Annotated in this window: 15 protein-coding genes and 2 pseudogenes; 1 reads left to right on the plus strand and 16 read right to left on the minus strand. The window is 70.0% G+C overall.

The window, feature by feature from the left end; translation table 11 throughout:
* Window positions 1-20: 20 nt before the first annotated feature.
* The 16 genes and pseudogenes from QIT00_RS08030 to QIT00_RS08105 all read right to left on the minus strand — a co-directional run bounded on the left by QIT00_RS08030 (window position 21) and on the right by QIT00_RS08105 (window position 13,389).
* Window positions 21-317: an antibiotic biosynthesis monooxygenase family protein gene (locus QIT00_RS08030; RefSeq protein ID WP_282534426.1), complete on the minus strand. Its 297-nt coding sequence runs from the start codon at window positions 315-317 to the stop codon at window positions 21-23.
* Window positions 318-371: 54 nt separating this feature from the next.
* Window positions 372-1,145, minus strand: coding sequence for an SDR family oxidoreductase (locus tag QIT00_RS08035; RefSeq protein ID WP_282534427.1), 774 nt, complete (start codon window positions 1,143-1,145; stop codon window positions 372-374).
* Window positions 1,146-1,245: 100 nt separating this feature from the next.
* The gene (mdlC, locus tag QIT00_RS08040) at window positions 1,246-2,898 is read right to left on the minus strand and encodes a benzoylformate decarboxylase (RefSeq protein WP_282534428.1); all 1,653 of its coding nucleotides are present in this window, start codon (window positions 2,896-2,898) and stop codon (window positions 1,246-1,248) included.
* Window positions 2,899-2,944: 46 nt separating this feature from the next.
* Window positions 2,945-3,568, minus strand: coding sequence for an NADPH-dependent F420 reductase (locus QIT00_RS08045; protein ID WP_282534429.1), 624 nt, complete (start codon window positions 3,566-3,568; stop codon window positions 2,945-2,947).
* Window positions 3,569-3,580: 12 nt separating this feature from the next.
* Window positions 3,581-3,970: a cupin domain-containing protein gene (locus QIT00_RS08050; RefSeq protein ID WP_282534430.1), complete on the minus strand. Its 390-nt coding sequence runs from the start codon at window positions 3,968-3,970 to the stop codon at window positions 3,581-3,583.
* A gap of 11 nt (window positions 3,971-3,981) precedes the next feature.
* Window positions 3,982-5,238, minus strand: coding sequence for an MFS transporter (locus QIT00_RS08055; protein WP_282534431.1), 1,257 nt, complete (start codon window positions 5,236-5,238; stop codon window positions 3,982-3,984).
* Between the two features lie 48 nt (window positions 5,239-5,286).
* Window positions 5,287-5,739, minus strand: coding sequence for a nuclear transport factor 2 family protein (locus QIT00_RS08060; RefSeq protein WP_282534432.1), 453 nt, complete (start codon window positions 5,737-5,739; stop codon window positions 5,287-5,289).
* 22 nt (window positions 5,740-5,761) lie between these two features.
* Window positions 5,762-6,241, minus strand: coding sequence for a nuclear transport factor 2 family protein (locus QIT00_RS08065; protein ID WP_282534433.1), 480 nt, complete (start codon window positions 6,239-6,241; stop codon window positions 5,762-5,764).
* A gap of 52 nt (window positions 6,242-6,293) precedes the next feature.
* Entirely contained in the window at window positions 6,294-6,995 is a 702-nt protein-coding gene (locus tag QIT00_RS08070; protein ID WP_282534434.1) for an SDR family oxidoreductase, read from the minus strand.
* A 16-nt stretch (window positions 6,996-7,011) separates the two neighbouring features.
* Window positions 7,012-7,320: a muconolactone Delta-isomerase gene (locus tag QIT00_RS08075; protein WP_282534435.1), complete on the minus strand. Its 309-nt coding sequence runs from the start codon at window positions 7,318-7,320 to the stop codon at window positions 7,012-7,014.
* Window positions 7,321-7,349: 29 nt separating this feature from the next.
* Window positions 7,350-8,384 carry an ankyrin repeat domain-containing protein gene (locus QIT00_RS08080; RefSeq protein ID WP_282534436.1) on the minus strand — a complete coding sequence of 345 codons (1,035 nt, stop codon included), beginning with the start codon at window positions 8,382-8,384 and terminating at the stop codon, window positions 7,350-7,352.
* Entirely contained in the window at window positions 8,384-8,830 is a 447-nt protein-coding gene (locus QIT00_RS08085) for a nuclear transport factor 2 family protein (RefSeq protein ID WP_282534437.1), read from the minus strand. Before QIT00_RS08085 ends, QIT00_RS08080 begins: the two co-directional genes overlap by 1 nt.
* 124 nt (window positions 8,831-8,954) lie before the next feature.
* Window positions 8,955-9,431 (minus strand): nuclear transport factor 2 family protein, encoded by a 477-nt coding sequence (locus tag QIT00_RS08090; RefSeq protein ID WP_282534438.1) that lies wholly within the window; start codon window positions 9,429-9,431, stop codon window positions 8,955-8,957.
* A 47-nt stretch (window positions 9,432-9,478) separates the two neighbouring features.
* On the minus strand, window positions 9,479-10,672 hold the full coding sequence (locus QIT00_RS08095) for a low temperature requirement protein A (RefSeq protein ID WP_282534439.1): 1,194 nt from the start codon (window positions 10,670-10,672) through the stop codon (window positions 9,479-9,481).
* A gap of 218 nt (window positions 10,673-10,890) precedes the next feature.
* On the minus strand, window positions 10,891-12,111 hold the full coding sequence (gene glgA, locus QIT00_RS08100) for a glycogen synthase (protein ID WP_282534440.1): 1,221 nt from the start codon (window positions 12,109-12,111) through the stop codon (window positions 10,891-10,893).
* 271 nt (window positions 12,112-12,382) lie between these two features.
* Window positions 12,383-13,389: pseudogene (locus QIT00_RS08105) on the minus strand (hypothetical protein).
* A 55-nt stretch (window positions 13,390-13,444) separates the two neighbouring features.
* Here QIT00_RS08105 and QIT00_RS08110 point away from each other — a divergent pair.
* Window positions 13,445-14,280: pseudogene (locus QIT00_RS08110) on the plus strand (DUF5655 domain-containing protein).
* The last annotated feature ends 255 nt before the right edge of the window (window positions 14,281-14,535 follow it).

Here is a 14,535-nt window from a genome sequence, read left to right on the forward strand (position 1 = left end):
GCCGATCCGAAAGCAGGGACCTAGCGCTCGACCTGTGCGTAACGGCCCGACTGGACGGTGGACTTGTCCACCGAGCTCAGGAAGTCCTGGGTCTCGGGGGCACCGAAGAACGCCTGCATGGTGGCGTCGGCGTCCTCGGCGGTGGCCCAGTGCACGATCACCAGATACTCACCGTCGTCGTTCCGCGTGATCTCCCGGGAGAGGAATCCCGGGCGCTTGCCCATGTAGTCGGCCTCCATTTTCTGGTCAAGCGCTATGAATTCAGCCGGGACGACCCCGTCGCTCAGGTGGAACCTGACGGTCTCGACAGTGCTCATGATGTGCCTCCTGGGTTGCTTGCTTGTCGAAATAGGTGTCGCTCGAGGTGTCGCTCAGGTGAGCAGGGATCCGCCGTCCACATCCAGGACGGCTCCGGTGACGAAGCCCGCCGTCATCGCATAGGTCGCTGCGGCACCGATGTCCTCCGGCAGCCCGACCCTGCGCGCGGGAGTGTTCTTGGCGAACTCCGCGAAAATCTCCCGCCGTTGGTCCTCCGGTACGGAGGACCACATCTCGGTGTCGGTCATACCGGGTCGGATGACATTGACGCGCAGCGGCGCCAGCTCCACGGCGAGCGCCCGGGCCAGCGCCTCCACCCCTGCGAACGCCACCGTGACGGGAATCCGGCCGGCCATCGGCCGTACGGACATGCCGCCGGTGGCGAAGGTGATCGACCGGCCGGCCGCGCCGACTCCGGTCATCCGAAGCGCCGCACGCCGCGCGGCGCGCCATGAGCCCCACAGCTTGCCGTCGACGAATGCGCGGGCCTGTGACTCCTCGGTATCCAGGAACGCGCTGCCGGACGACCCGGGCGAGGCGGTGACCACGAGGTGGTCGAGGGGCCCGACCCGGTCGAAGAGAGCGTCGATCGACTGCTCGTCGGTCAGATCGCAGACCAGTGCGTCGACCTTGGGCGCGGCGCCGGTGACGCCCTCGGTGACCCGGGCGGCGGCGTCCGGGAGCCGGTCGGCGGAACGTGAGGTGACCACGACCGAGGCGGCACCCTGTGCGGCGGCTGAGCGTGCGACCCCGAGGCCCATCCCGCTACTGCCGCCGATGACGACGACGGTGGCGCCTTCGAGCGGTCGCGACTGATGCGTTGTCATGCCTTCCCTTCCATGGGCGTGGAGTTGGGGCGTTGCCGGCGTTCAGGTCGGCGGGACGCGGATGAGAACCCGCCGACCTGAACCGAAGCTGCCGTTCTGCTCAGAGCCGGAACAGGCCGGGGTCGGCGACCATGACGTCGAGCAGCACAGGACCGTCGGCCTGCAGCGACTCCTTGAGCGCCGCCTGCAGGCCCTCGGGAGTCTCAATGCGCTCGCCGGGCACGCCGAAGCCGCGGGCCAGCTGGGCCATGTCGACGCCGCTCAGGTCGTACCCCTTCTGCCAGGACTTCTGGTCCTGGAGGTAGTACTTGAGCGAGAGGTAGCCCGCGTTGTCCGGGATGACGAAGGTGACCGGCAGGTTGTGCTGGGCCGCCGTCCACAGCGAGTGCAGCGTGTACTGCGCGGAGCCCTCGCCGACCACGACGACCGCGCGCCGGTCGGGACGGGCGAGCGCGTAGCCGACGGCGCCCGCGAACGGGAAGCCGAGCGCGCCGCTCGCAGTGGCGAAGTAGCCGTTGTCGGCGCCGAGCGGGATCTGCTCGTGGAAGTCCGCGCGGGCGATCGGCAGCTCCTCGAACAGCACGGCGTTGTCCGGCAGTTCCTTGGAGAGCAGGTGGAAGAGGTATGCCTGGCTGAGCGGGGTCGACGCCTCGGGCACCGCCACAGGCTCGCGCACGGTCTTCAGCTTGACCCGCTTGCGCTTCTTGATCAGTGGCACGAGGCCCTTGACGACCGCACCAGGCGGCGCGACGAAGCTCTCGTTGGCCAGGGTGGCGGCAGCGGCCTGCGGGTCGTCGGTGACGTGCAGGAACGCCACGTCGGGGGTGAGCGCGGGGCGGGGGCTCTTGTCCAGCTCGGCGGGCGCGGTCGAGAACAGGTCCCAGGCCGTGAACAGGGTGAAGGCCGGGCCGCCGAGCACCACGACCACGTCGTGCTGCTCCGAGAGCCGCTGGTTGATCAGCTCGGGGATGGGCGGCAGGACCCCGGCGAACAGCGGGTGGTCCTCGGGGAAGGCGCCGCGGTTCCACACGGGCGCGCCCCACACCCGGGCATTGAGCTTCTCGGCCAGGGCGACAAGGTCGCCGCGCGCGCCCTGGGCGTCCACCGGGCCGCCGGCGATCAGGCCGGGGCGCTTGGCGCCGTCCAGGGCGGCGGCGATGCGCTCCAGGGCCTTCGGCGACGGCTCGACGGCGCTCTCCACCTTGGCGATGCGCAGCGGCTCCGGGTCGGCCGGGCGTACCCAGTCGTCCTCGGGCACGGCCACGAACACCGGGCCCTGCGGGGACTGCTTGGCGATCTGGTACGCCTGGGCGATCATCGCCGGGACGTCCTGCGGGCGGGCCGGCTCACCGGCCCACTTGATGTATGGCTTGGGCAGCTGGGTGGAGTCCTTGGCTACCAGGAAGGGCTCGCCGAGGAGCATCTTGCGGGCCTGCTGGCCGCCGAGTATGACCATCGGAGTCTTGGCGGACGCGGCGGTGTAGACGCTGCCCATGGCGTTGGCGAGGCCTGGCCCGCCGTTGATGATGACCAGCGACGGCTCGCCGGTGGCCTGCGCGTAGCCGTCGGCCATACCGACGACGGAAGCCTCCTGAAGGCCCATCACGAACTTGAACTCGTCCTCGGGCCATGCCTCGAAGAGCTTCATCTCGCTGTGGCTGGGATTGCTGAAGATGGTCGTCAGACCGAGCTGTCGCAGTACGTCCAGTGTTGCGTCACGTACGGTTCGGCCGCCGGATGCGTCCAGTGTCACGGTGAAGTCACTCCTTAAAGGGGAGGGTTGGTGGGACTGCGCCGGCTCAGGCGTCGAGCCGTACGTCGTCGGGGTGGAGCAGCACGTTGAAGACGGCCCCACCGGGCTGCTGGCGTGCGCCACCCGCCACCAGCGCTCCGGTCTCGATCGCGGCGAACCCGAGCTGCTCGATCAGCTCGACGACGAGCCGGTTGGCCTCGGGGCTGTCACCGGCGACGAAGAGGGCCAGGCGCTGCGCCCGCGGGCCGCCCGGCAGCCCGCGGGTCAGCAGCGGCCGGTAGTTCATGGTGTTGACGGCTTTCACCAGCCGTGCGTCCTCGAGGTACCCGGCGATCAGCTCGCTGGACGTGGTCGCGTCCGTCTCCAGCTGGGGATACCGGCCGTCCCGTCCCGGCGTGTAGTTGGTGGTGTCGACTACGACCTTGCCGGCGAACGCGTCAGCCGGGAGGTCCCGGTAGCGGTTGAACGGGATAGCGAGGAACACCGGGTCGCCGAAGGCGATCGCCTCCTCCACGGTGGCCGCACGGGTGTTCTCACCCAGCTCCTTGACGAGGTCGGTGAGCGTGGCCGGGCCGCGTGAGTTGGCGATGGCGACTTCGTGGCCCGCGGTGGTGAGCAGGCTGGCCAGGGTGGAGCCGATCTGGCCGCTGCCGAGGATGCCGATCTTCATGTGCGCTGTCTCCTAGGCGTGGTTGTACTCGTAGGAGCTGCTGTCCGAGGCGTCGGGCACGAACTCGGTGACGACCTCCGCGGCGGCGTGGATGTTGACCATCTGGGCACGGCCGTCACCGGCTGCGGAGAACCGGTGCGGAACACCGGCGGGGACGATGACGATCTCCTCGGGCGTGGCGTGCAGTACCTCGCCACCGGCCTCCAGCTCCACGGTGCCCTCGGTGATCACGAAGATCTCCTCGTACGGGTGCTGGTGACGGTTGGGGCCGATACCGGGGGCCACGTCGACGATGAACGCGGAGACGCTCACGTTGTCGTACTTGGCGCCGCTGAAGATGCGCGCCGCCACCTCACCGTCGATGCGGACGGAGGGCAGGCTGTCCTTCTTGACGATCTGCATGGGATGTCTCCTCAACTGGCGGTGGTGACAAGGGTGTTGTCGGAATCGCCGGCGGTGTCCGGATCGACGTCGGCACTCGGCGCCGTGGTCACGGGTGCCTTCAGGAAGCGGGTGGCCCAGGTGGCCGGCAGGGCGACGGCGCAGATGATCAGAGCGATGAGCGGCACTTCCTCGACACCGCTCGCGGCCACGGCCCAGCCGCCGATCGCGGCACCGGCGGCGATACCGGCGTTGACAGCGGAGGCACCCAGGGTCGCGGCGAGGTCGCCGCCGGGGCCCGCGAGAGAGATCACCCGCAGCTGCAGCGAGGGCACGATGCCGAAGCCGACGAGGCCCCAGGCCGCGAGCGCCACGCCGACGAGCAGCGGGTTGGAGCCGATGAGGTAGAGAGCTCCCAGAGAGAGCACCAGCACGACGTTGCCGACGAGCAGAGTGGCGTTGGCGTTCTTGTCGGCGAACTTGCCGCCCGCGAAGGTGCCGATCGCGCTGGCCACACCGAAGATCAGTAGGAAGGCGCTGACCGCGCCACCGCTGATGCCGGTGACGTCCTCCAGGAACGGGGTGAGGAAGGTGAACGCGGTGAACTGCCCGCCGAGCAGCAGCAGTCCGACGCCGAGCATGGCCAGTACCCGCGGGGCGAATGCGTGCTTGGCCTGCGCGCCCAGACCGCCGGAGCCGCTGCCCTCGACGGAGGGCACCAGGGCCAGCGTGGCGACGAGGGCCAGTGCGCCGAGGATGATGACGCCGACGAAGGCGGCGCGCCAGCCCATGGACTGACCGATCAGAGTGCCGAGGGGGACACCGATCACGGTGGAGACGGCGATACCGCCGAAGACCATGGCGACGGCCTGGCCGCGGCGCTCGGCCGACACCAGACTCGCGGCCACCGCACTGGCCACACCGATGAACAGGCCGTGGATGGCACCGGTGATCACTCGGGCGACGAGGAGCAGTCCGAAGACCGAGGCGAACACCGCGATCAGGTTGCCCACGATGAAGACGGCCAGGGCGAGCAGGAGCAGCGTACGCCGGGGCAGTTTGATGGTCGCCGCGGTGACGATGGGGCCGCCGATGGAGATGCCGAGGGCGTAGGCGGTGACCAGGAGTCCCGCGGTGCCGACGGAGATGTCCAGATCGCCGGCGATCAGATTCAGCACGCCGACGATCACGAGTTCGGCGGTACCGATGGCGAACGCGCCGAGGCCGAGGGTGGCCAACGCGTACTTGCTCCGGGTCTCACTGACCCCGGGCGCGGTGTCGGTGCTCATGAGCGAGCTCCCTCCATTATTCGGAACTGATGGGTGGGACGGAAGCGGTCAGGCGTACTGCAGGCTGAGCCGGCTGATGCGCCCGTCACGGACGTCGAACTCGTAGGTCGCCTCGAAGCCGCCGGGGTCGACGCGGACGAGCAGCGTCGTCCCGCCCTTCTCGGGGGTGGTCTCGAGGATCCGCAGCCTCCCGCCGATCACCTCGGCCTCTGCCCAGTCGCGGATGGCATCCCGGCCGCGGAACTCACGGCTGACGTCGACGGCGACGGCGTCCTCGTGGAAGGCGTCCGCGAGGGCGTCCAGGTCGCTGTCGGCCACCGCGTCCATATAGCGCCGGGTCGCGGGATCGGCCCCGGCGGCGCCGGACTCGGTGTCGCCCTTCTTCTCGGCGGCGGGGGTGGACGTCCCGGCGAGCTTGTCCGGCTCGTCGGGTGTGCTCGAACAGCCGGTGATCAGCAGCGTGGCGGCCAGGGCCGCCGGGATCAGGACGCGGTGTCGCACGGGGGCTCTCCTTGTCCCGAGGTCAGGCATAACTCATGGAAACGCGATGGATGAGCCCGTCCTTCAGGGCGAACTCGTAGTGCGCGCGGAACGCCCCGAGGCCGCCGTTCGCGAATCGCACCAGCACGTTCGAGCCGTTCTCGGCGGGGGTGTGGGCGAGGACGGTCAGTTCGCCGCCGATCACCTCGTCCGAGGCCCAGTCGCGGATCTCCTCGCGCCCGTGGAAGGAGCGGCCCGTGTCACCGGCCTCGCCCTCCGGGTGGAAGGCCCCGACGAGCCGGTCGACGTCCTTGCTGTTCACCGCGTCCACATAGGTGCGGACGGCGGGCTGCAGCGAGTCGAGGGTCTTCTTGTCGTGCTCCTCGGGTGTGGAGCGCATGGCTTCGGTGGTGACGGCCCGGACGTAGTCGTTGCTGAGCGCGGCACCCCCGAGGACCAGCACGGCGGCCACCACGATGACGACGAGGCGGGACCGGCGCGGGCGCCGGACGGTGAGCTTCATCTTGTTCCTCTCTCGTACGTGGCGGAAGCGATGCGGACTGGCGCGGCCGGGGTCACCAGTCGATCGGCCGACGATTGCGGAAGAACCCGCCGCTGGGCCCGGAGTCCGGCAACTGGGCCAGCCACACCGCTGTGTCCGCGCCCTTCTCGACGCTCGTCGGCGCCCAGGACCCGCCCATGTCGGTCCGCACCCAGCCGGGGCAGACCGCGTTGACCTTCACGGACGGGGGAGCGGCCGAGGAAACGACCAGGGTGAGGGCGTTCAGCGCGGCCTTGGAGATGCCGTACGCCGCGGGGGACGGCACGTTGTCCGTCATCGCCCCGAGCCCGGAGGACACATTGACCACCCGGCCGTAGCCCCGCCGCGCCATCGCCGGGACGAAGGCCCGGCAGGTGCGGAAGGCGCCCATGAGGTTCACGTCGAGCGCGTGGTCCAGGGTCTCCTCGCTCATCGAGAGGAAGCCGTCGGTCGGGTAGACACCGGCGTTGTTGACCAGGACGTCGACCTCGACATCTGCGTCGGCGAGGCGCCGCGCGCACTCCCGGACGCTCTTGCCGCTGGTGACGTCCAGCTCCTCGACCCGGATCGTGCCGCCGGCGCCGCGCAGTCCGCGGGCCGCCTCCTGTCCGCGCGCGAGGTCTCGCGCGGCCAGGACGACGTGGAGTCCGGCGCGGCTCAACTGGCGGCAGGTCTCCAGGCCGATGCCCCGGTTGCCGCCGGTGACGAGTGCGGTGCGGGCGTGCTGCCGGCTCATCTGCGAGGGCTCCCCGTCACACCTTGTAGCGCTGCTTGACGTCCTCGGCGAAGCCGAGGTAATCGCGCAGCGGCCAGACCTCTTCGAACTCGAGGTATTCGCGCATCGGCAGCCGCCCGAGGGCGGTGCGGTCCAGCTCCTCGGCGTCCGGCGAGTCGATGATGGCGATGACGCGCTTCTGCGCGGCCACCTTCCAGATCCCCACGCAGAAACCGGAGTCCACGGTCTCCTGGGCGTGGACGGCCTCTTCCTGCTCGACCTCCCACAGCTCGTCGAGGGTGATCCGGCCCTCGTGCTTCCACTTCATCTGGACGTAGAAGAGCATGCGTCAACTCCTGTTCGGGGTAGGATGATTCAGGCTGCTGCGCGGTCCCGGATGAGCCCGGTGAGCGAGTGCTCCGCCCCGAACACCTCGACGGCCAGGTCGAGCGGCGTCTTGCCGTCGTGACCGACCAGGTCGAGCCGGGCGCCGGCCTCGACGAGGGTGCGGGCGCACTCCTCGTAGCCGTGCCAGAGCGAGTCGTGCAGCGGCGTGTAGCCGTTGGTGGCGCCCTGGAAGTCCAGGTCGGTGCCGTCCTGGCGGACCAGGTCGGCGGTGATGCCGGCGTGGCCGTTGTAGACGGCCTTGTGCAGCGGCACGGCGCCGAAGGTGGGCTCGACCGCGTTGACGTCGGCGCCGGCGTCGAGCAGCAGGCGGACGATCTCGGCGTGCCCGTCGCGGGCGGCCACGAGGAGCGGGGTGTGGCTGTCGTTGAAGCTGCCCAGGTCGGGGGAACGCTCGTCGACCTTGGCGCCGTCGGCGAGCAGCTTGCCCGCCAGCTCGGTGTTGCCCTCGGCGGTGGCGGCCATCAGCTGCTGCCGGGCCACGGCGGCGGCGTCGCGCTCGCGGCGGGCGTTCAGGTGCCGCTCGGCCTCGAGCAGCTTGTCCTTGCCGAAGGTGTTGACGTTCAGCTCGTACTCGAAGTGCTGCTCGAGCGAGAAGCCGTAGTGCGTGTAGACCTTCAGGCTCGCGCCCTGGCCGAGCAAGTACTCCGCGATGTCCGGGTACTTGTACCAGAGGGCGTCCATCAGGGCGGTGTGCCCGGTGGTCGGGGCCACGGCGTCCACGAACGACCCGGCCTCGACCAGCGCGCGGACGACCTCCAGGCTGCCGCCCTGGCACGCCTTGTGCAGTGCGGTGGCGCCGGCCCTGCGGTCCGCGGTGTGGACGTCGGCACCGCCGCGGATCAGCTCGCGCACGGTGGGCGCGTCGGCCTGCCCGGCGGCGATCATCAGGACGGTGAGCCCGGTGGTGGTCTCGCGCGTCGAGGCGTCGGCGCCGCCCGCGAGCAGCTTCTCGGCCTCGGCCGTCTCTCCGCGCCGTACGGCGGCGATCAGCTGGGCGCTCATCAGGACGTCACCTCGGCCTTGTTGTCACCGCGCAGGGCGCGGATGATCTGCGAGGGGTCCGTGTAGGACTTCCAGCGGACGATGTGCCCGTCCCGGACGGTCAGCCACTGGATGAACTCGATCTCGAATTCCTGGCCGGTCTCCTTGACCACGGACACCTCGTGGATGACGCCGGCGGCCTGGTCGCCCTCGACCACCAGGTTGATCAGCTTCTCGACCTTCACGTCCGCGGTGCCGGTGAAGACCTTCAGGGTCTCGAGGACGGCGTCGCGGCCTCGGACCGTGCCGATCCACTTCATGTCGTCGTTGTAACCCGGGACCGGGCTGTAGTTGATCCACTCGACATCCTCGGCGAGGGTGTTGAGCGCGGTCTCGAAATCGCCGCTCGTGAGCGCGTCGAACCAGCGCTCCACGACTATTCGGGTCTCTTCCGTGAGCTCACTCATGCGCTCTCCTTGAGAGGGTGGCATTCCAAGACGGTGGGCATTTCCGGTGCAGCCCATTTCCCGGCCATCATGGTGTGCGTTTCGAGGCGGCCCCAAGAAAGGCCAGTTGACTTTCTGAGGTCTTTCAGTCCGCCGCTGATTCGGCGCCGGTGCGCTGCCCTTCGGGCGTCATGATGTGGCGATTTCCCTCGGACCAGCGCGCCGTCATCACCATGGCGGAGATGCGCCAGCCGGAGGCCGTGCGGGAGAGGGTCCAGCGGTACTGCCCGCCCAACGTCCAGTGCGGGCCGCCCAGTTCGTTGGGCAGCCGGTGCACGGCCTGGAACATCGCGGTGCAGACCGCCTCGTCGCCCCGCACATCCACCAGGAAATTGCTGATCAGATGCTGGGTGGAGGAGAGGTTGCCGAGCAGTCCCGACCAGGCGGCGATCACCTCTTCGGTGGAGACCGTCGACGGCTCGCCGCCGTTCAGGCTCGTGTAGTCGAGCAGCACCTTGTCCGCGAACACCCCGTACAGGGCGTCCCATTCACGTTGGTCGACGTACCAGGCCACCCTGGTGCAGGTCTCGATGACGTCCAGGCGGTCTTCCAGCGAACTCATGCCCATCTCCGTTCCCGTTCCTGCTTCGATTTCTGTTTCTACGGCTGTCAACAGGTGTGCGCCATCTGTTTGGTCCACCGGTGCTCGATGAACAGCGCACTCACAATGAGCGCCCCGAGTACGAACACTTCGCCCACGGCGGCCCCGAAGCGCCCCACCGGAATGGCGGCGGCGGACAGAAGGGCAGCGGCCAAATGGAATCTCTGCGGGCCGATCTTGAGAATTCTGTGGAACCAGGCGATGCCCACGAGGTACAGCGCGACGCCACCGGCGAGCGCGAACGACGGCGCCGGCGCCAGCTGGCCGAAGGGGTGCGCGATCGTCTTCTTCACGGCCGCCGCGATCAGAATCAGCCCGAGCAGCATCGGCACATGGGCGTAGAAGAAGGCCGACAGCGCCATCCGGGAGCGCGTCAGGGCGTCCTGGCGCTCTAGCGCCCGCTCGGCCCTGCGGGCCTTCTCCGACTCGTCGAAGTACACCCACCACAGGCAGGCCGGGATGACGAAGATGAGGACGGCGGTTGTGACCACGGAGAGACCGGCCTGGCCGCCGTTGGTGCCGATGCCGAGCGCCAGGAACGAGTCGCCGAGAGCGATGATCATCAGCAGTCCGTGCCGTTCCACGAAGTGCCCCGGCTTCAGTTCGAACCCCGAGACGCCGGTGATCATCGGCGCCACCACTTCGAGCACCACGGCACCCGCCCAGCACGCGTATGCCACGGGCCCCTCCAGGAACCCCGCCCAGATGATCAGCAGTGCGGCCACCGCGTGGAACGGCGCGATCCGCAGCATGTTGCGGGCCGCCCGCGGACCGCTGAAGGCGAAGAGCGCGGCGTGCACGGAGACGATCAGCAGATATCCGACGCCGAAGGCGACGCCGTCACCGTTGAAGGCGTTGGGGGTGGCGAGACCGACGACCAGGAAGGACGCCATCCCGAGCAACAGCAGCAGCCGGTGCCGCTTCTTGTGCGGCGGAAGATGGTTGGTCAGCCAGGCGTAGCCGCCGTACATCCACCACAGCAGCCAGAAGATCAGCAGTACCCGGAGCAGTCCGGTCGCGCTCATATCCCGGCTGAATACCCGGGCCAGCTGGGTGAAGTTGAAGACGAATGCGAGATCGAAGAACAATTCGAGGGTGGTCACCCGCGTTTCGGCGGACGGCTGCCCTGAATTCCCGGACGGCTTGTCCGGTTCTTCTGCGGGAATCTCCAGAGTGCTGCTTGTCGCCGTGGCGTGAGACATGCGCCGAAGGTAAGGGCGGGCACCGTGGCCCGGTCAAAGGGTTCCGTGGGACATCATGAGGTCCGCAGATCCGCCGGGTCGCGGATACGAGTCGAATCCAGGTGGACTTCATGAAGTTCCGGGGGATGGAGGATGCGCCGGGGTCGCGGACACGGCTCGACCTCAGGTCGATCGCATACGTCTCCGCGGCCCGCGACAGGCAGCCAGGGCCCCGGGGTTCAGTGCCCCAGCAGACCCCGGTAGATCTCCCGCACCCGGCGCGCGGCCTGCTCCCAGCCGAACTGTTCCTCGGCCCGCGCCCGGCCGGCCTTCCCCATGGTCCGGGCCAGTTCGGGCTCGGCCAGCAGCCGGTTCACGGCCGCCGCGAAGTCATCGGCGAACCGCTTCGGGTCGCGCGGCGTCCCGGTGCCGTCCTGCTCCTGCTCCACGGGCACCAGAATCCCGGTCTCGCCGTCGGCCACCACCTCCGGGATACCGCCCGTGGCCGTGGCGACCACGGCCGTCTCGCAGGCCATCGCCTCCAGATTGACGATGCCCATCGGCTCGTACAGCGAAGGGCAGACGAAGACGTCGGCGTGCGTGAGCAGCTGCCGCAGCGAGACCTGGTCGAGCATGCCGTCGATGCGTACGACACCGCTGCGCACCCGGCTCAGCTCCTCGACGAGGGCGGCCGTCTCCGCGGCGATCTCCGCGGTGTCGGGCTGCCCGCAGCAGAGCACGAGCTGGGCCTCCGGGGTCAGCCTGAAGGCCGCGCGCAGCAGTTGGGGCAGCCCCTTCTGCCGGGTCACCCGGCCCACGAACAGCACGATCGGCCGGTCCGGGTCGATGCCGTACCGCTCGAGCGCGGCGGTGCCGCGGTCGGGCCGCTGCACGGTGGTGTCGATGCCGTTGTGCACCACGTGGACCCGCTCGGGGTCGACACCCGGGTAGGCCCGCAGAATGTCCTCGCGCATCCCGCGCGAGACCGCGACCAGAGCGTCCGCGTGCTCCAGCGCCGTGCGTTCCACCAGGGACGACAGCGCGTACCCACCGCCCAACTGCTCGGCCTTCCAGGGCCGCAGGGGCTCCAGGCTGTGGGTCGTCACCACGTGCGGGACGCCGTACAGCGTCTGCGCGAGCCCGCCCGCGGCATTCGCGTACCAGGTGTGGCTGTGCACCAGATCCGCCCCCGCGCAGTCCGCGGCCATCGGCACGTTCACGCCGAGCGTGCGCAGCGCGGGGTTGGCATCGTCGGGCAGCCACGGCTCCTGGTACGCCGTGACTCCTTGCTCGGTGCGCGGCTCGCCGAAGCAACGCACCTGCAGATCGACCAGGCCCCGCAACACCTTGGACAGCTCCGCCGCGTGCACCCCGGCGCCGCCGTAGACATCCGGCGGAAACTCCTTGGTGAGCAGATCGACGCGAATTCTCGACGACTCGGCGGACGGCTGTGCATTCATGGGGACTTCCTGACGTCGGGTGCCTGTCATTTCTGTTTCCGGGCAGCACGACGGCCCATGACCCGTCATGGGATAGGGACAGATACAGGTGGCCATCATGCGCCCGACCGGGCTGACGAGGGGCCCGCGGCAAGCACTGCAGCGGGAATTCGAGTGATCGCCGCGGGCCCCTCTCGCGCACGTTATCGAAATGCACAGGAAAACGCTCCGGGCGCAGCGCACCCGGAGCGTTCCACGTCGGCGAGAGCCGAGGAGCTCTCACCCCTGCTGTTCAGTCCTGTTCGGGGGCGGCCCGGCGCAGTGTCGTGATGCAGGTGGCGAGGGCTTCCTGGAGGGCTTCGAGGCGGGTGAGCATGTCGGACTCGTAGATGTCGTCCAGGTCGGCGGCGTCGTCGAGGGTCAGCTCCTCGAAGACCTTCGTGGCCTTCTGCAGGCTGCTGTAGAACTTGGTGCGGCGCTCCTGGACGCGGAGTTCGGGGTTCTCCTCCAGGTGCGGGTGACGAGCTCCTTGACGGTCGTACGCCTCCGCCGCCCACTCGCCCGTGTCCTCGTCGTCCAGCTCGTCGATGAGGGAGAGGTGGCGGTCGGCCTCCGCGCGGAAGTCGGCGGGGGCGTCCAGGGTCCGTCCGGCCGGGGTCTTGAACTGGCCGTTCTCGGCGATCTGGCGGACGTAGCCGATGCGGTCGGCCGCCTTGGACTCGGTCGCCACCGCCTTCTTCAGCTCGCTGCTCCGGGTGATGTCGCGGGCCAACTCGGCCTGCAGCGCCGGGTCTTCCCTGACGCGGTCGAGGAGTGCGTGCCGGGCGGCCCGGGCGGTTCCCGGGTCGGCCATGATCGCGGCGCGCAGCGCGGTGGGGTTCTCCGCGACCTCCAGCGCCTTGGTCGGGCGGATGCCCTCGGCCTCGGGGGCGGCCGTGATCGCGGTGCCGCGAACGGAGGCCGCGCTGGAGCGGGACGTGTAGTAGCTGAGCCAGACGTCGGCGTCCGGGAGCGCGATGTCCTCGCCCGGCGCCAGCGCCTCGAACTGCGGGACGAGGCCGTCGTCCGCGGCCATGTCCCAGGCGCGGTAGTAGCGCATGACCCGCTCCGGCGAGCACTCCGCCAGCCCCGCGAACTCCTTCGCGGAGATGTCTCGCCCGCCGCCTGGCCGCCGGGGCGCACGCTGCGCGCCACCTTGCGGTCGAAGGCCCAGCCGCCGGTACGTGCGTACGCCCCGAACTCGCGGGCGTCCCGCGCCACGGCTTCCGGCACCTCGGCCGTCTCCGGCGCCTCGGCCACCTCGGCCGCCGGTTCGGCTGCCTCGCCGGCGGGTGCGGACGGGACGGCCGACGGCGTGGCTTCTTCGGACGGGGTGCTGGGCGTCCGTTTCCTGGCATCGGAGTACCAGACCGGCCCCTGGCACCGGGGGCGGATCGACAACCTGGGGCTCGACGAGAACGGCAGCCCGGTGGTGATCGAGTTCAAGAAGGGCTCAGACAGCGGGGTGATGTCCCAGGCGGTCTCCTACCTGTCCTGGTTGGAGTCGGCGCACCACGAGTTCGAGGCGCTCGTGCGGAAGGTGCTGGGGGCGGAGGCCGCTGAGTCCGTCGACTGGCGTCGTCCGCGGATAATCTGCATCGCGGCGGGCTTCTCGCACCACGACCGGGTGGCGGTGCAGAGGTTGCCCGAGCGGATCGACCTGGTCCGCTACCGGATCTTCGACGGTGGCCTGCTGGGACTGCTACTCGTGGACTCCGCGACCGGCTTCCCGAGCGCTGCCTCGTCTCGCCGGGGCCGGGAGCGGGCACCCGTGGCGGACAGCGTGCCGACGGCTTCGGCGATCTCTCCGCCTGCGGGTGGCGGAGCGGTGCCGGAGTGCCTGCGGCACCTGTACGCGGAATTGGACGAGGCATCACGGCGTGGGGCGAGGTGGAGGTGGCGTCGCTGCGGCACTACTTCGCCTACCGGCGGTTGGTGAACGTGGCGTCGGTGATCTTCCGTCCGAAGCACGGGGCGATCCTGGTGTACCTCAGACTCGACCCGGACACGGTCGAGCTGGAGGAGGGCTTCACCCGGGACATGCGCGGCATCGGACACCTCGGGACCGGCGACCTGGAGGTCCGCATCGTCTCGGCAGCCGACTTGGAGAAGGCGGCGCCGCTGATCCGGCGGGCGTTCGAGGCGGCCTGACGTAACAAGAGGGGGGGGGGGGGGGGGGGGGGGGGGGGGGGGGGAGGGGGCCCCCCCCCCCCCCCCGGCGCGCCCCCCCCCCCCCCCCCCCCGGCACCCCCCCCCCCCCCGGACCGCCGGACACCCCCCCCCCCGGCGCCTCGTTTGGCCACCCCCCCCCCCCCCCCGGCCCCCCGCGGGGGGGGGGGGGGGGGGGCGGGGGCCCTCGCCCCGCCCCCCCGACAGGGGCGCGGCTGTGACATTTGCGGCTCCGCC

The sequence above is a fragment of the Streptomyces luteolus genome, from assembly GCF_029968015.1.
In the GTDB taxonomy this organism is placed as follows: domain Bacteria; phylum Actinomycetota; class Actinomycetes; order Streptomycetales; family Streptomycetaceae; genus Streptomyces; species Streptomyces luteolus.

Excerpts from the sequence above, each read along its gene's own strand:
- QIT00_RS08030 (WP_282534426.1), bottom strand. The coding sequence starts at position 317 with ATGAGCACTGTCGAGACCGTCAGGTTCCACCTGAGCGACGGGGTCGTC.
- QIT00_RS08035 (WP_282534427.1), bottom strand. The coding sequence starts at position 1,145 with ATGACAACGCATCAGTCGCGACCGCTCGAAGGCGCCACCGTCGTCGTC.
- QIT00_RS08045 (WP_282534429.1), bottom strand. The coding sequence starts at position 3,568 with ATGAAGATCGGCATCCTCGGCAGCGGCCAGATCGGCTCCACCCTGGCC.
- QIT00_RS08050 (WP_282534430.1), bottom strand. The coding sequence starts at position 3,970 with ATGCAGATCGTCAAGAAGGACAGCCTGCCCTCCGTCCGCATCGACGGT.
- QIT00_RS08055 (WP_282534431.1), bottom strand. The coding sequence starts at position 5,238 with ATGAGCACCGACACCGCGCCCGGGGTCAGTGAGACCCGGAGCAAGTAC.
- QIT00_RS08065 (WP_282534433.1), bottom strand. The coding sequence starts at position 6,241 with ATGAAGCTCACCGTCCGGCGCCCGCGCCGGTCCCGCCTCGTCGTCATC.
- QIT00_RS08070 (WP_282534434.1), bottom strand. The coding sequence starts at position 6,995 with ATGAGCCGGCAGCACGCCCGCACCGCACTCGTCACCGGCGGCAACCGG.
- QIT00_RS08075 (WP_282534435.1), bottom strand. The coding sequence starts at position 7,320 with ATGCTCTTCTACGTCCAGATGAAGTGGAAGCACGAGGGCCGGATCACC.
- QIT00_RS08080 (WP_282534436.1), bottom strand. The coding sequence starts at position 8,384 with ATGAGCGCCCAGCTGATCGCCGCCGTACGGCGCGGAGAGACGGCCGAG.
- QIT00_RS08085 (WP_282534437.1), bottom strand. The coding sequence starts at position 8,830 with ATGAGTGAGCTCACGGAAGAGACCCGAATAGTCGTGGAGCGCTGGTTC.
- QIT00_RS08090 (WP_282534438.1), bottom strand. The coding sequence starts at position 9,431 with ATGAGTTCGCTGGAAGACCGCCTGGACGTCATCGAGACCTGCACCAGG.
- QIT00_RS08095 (WP_282534439.1), bottom strand. The coding sequence starts at position 10,672 with ATGTCTCACGCCACGGCGACAAGCAGCACTCTGGAGATTCCCGCAGAA.
- glgA (WP_282534440.1), bottom strand. The coding sequence starts at position 12,111 with ATGAATGCACAGCCGTCCGCCGAGTCGTCGAGAATTCGCGTCGATCTG.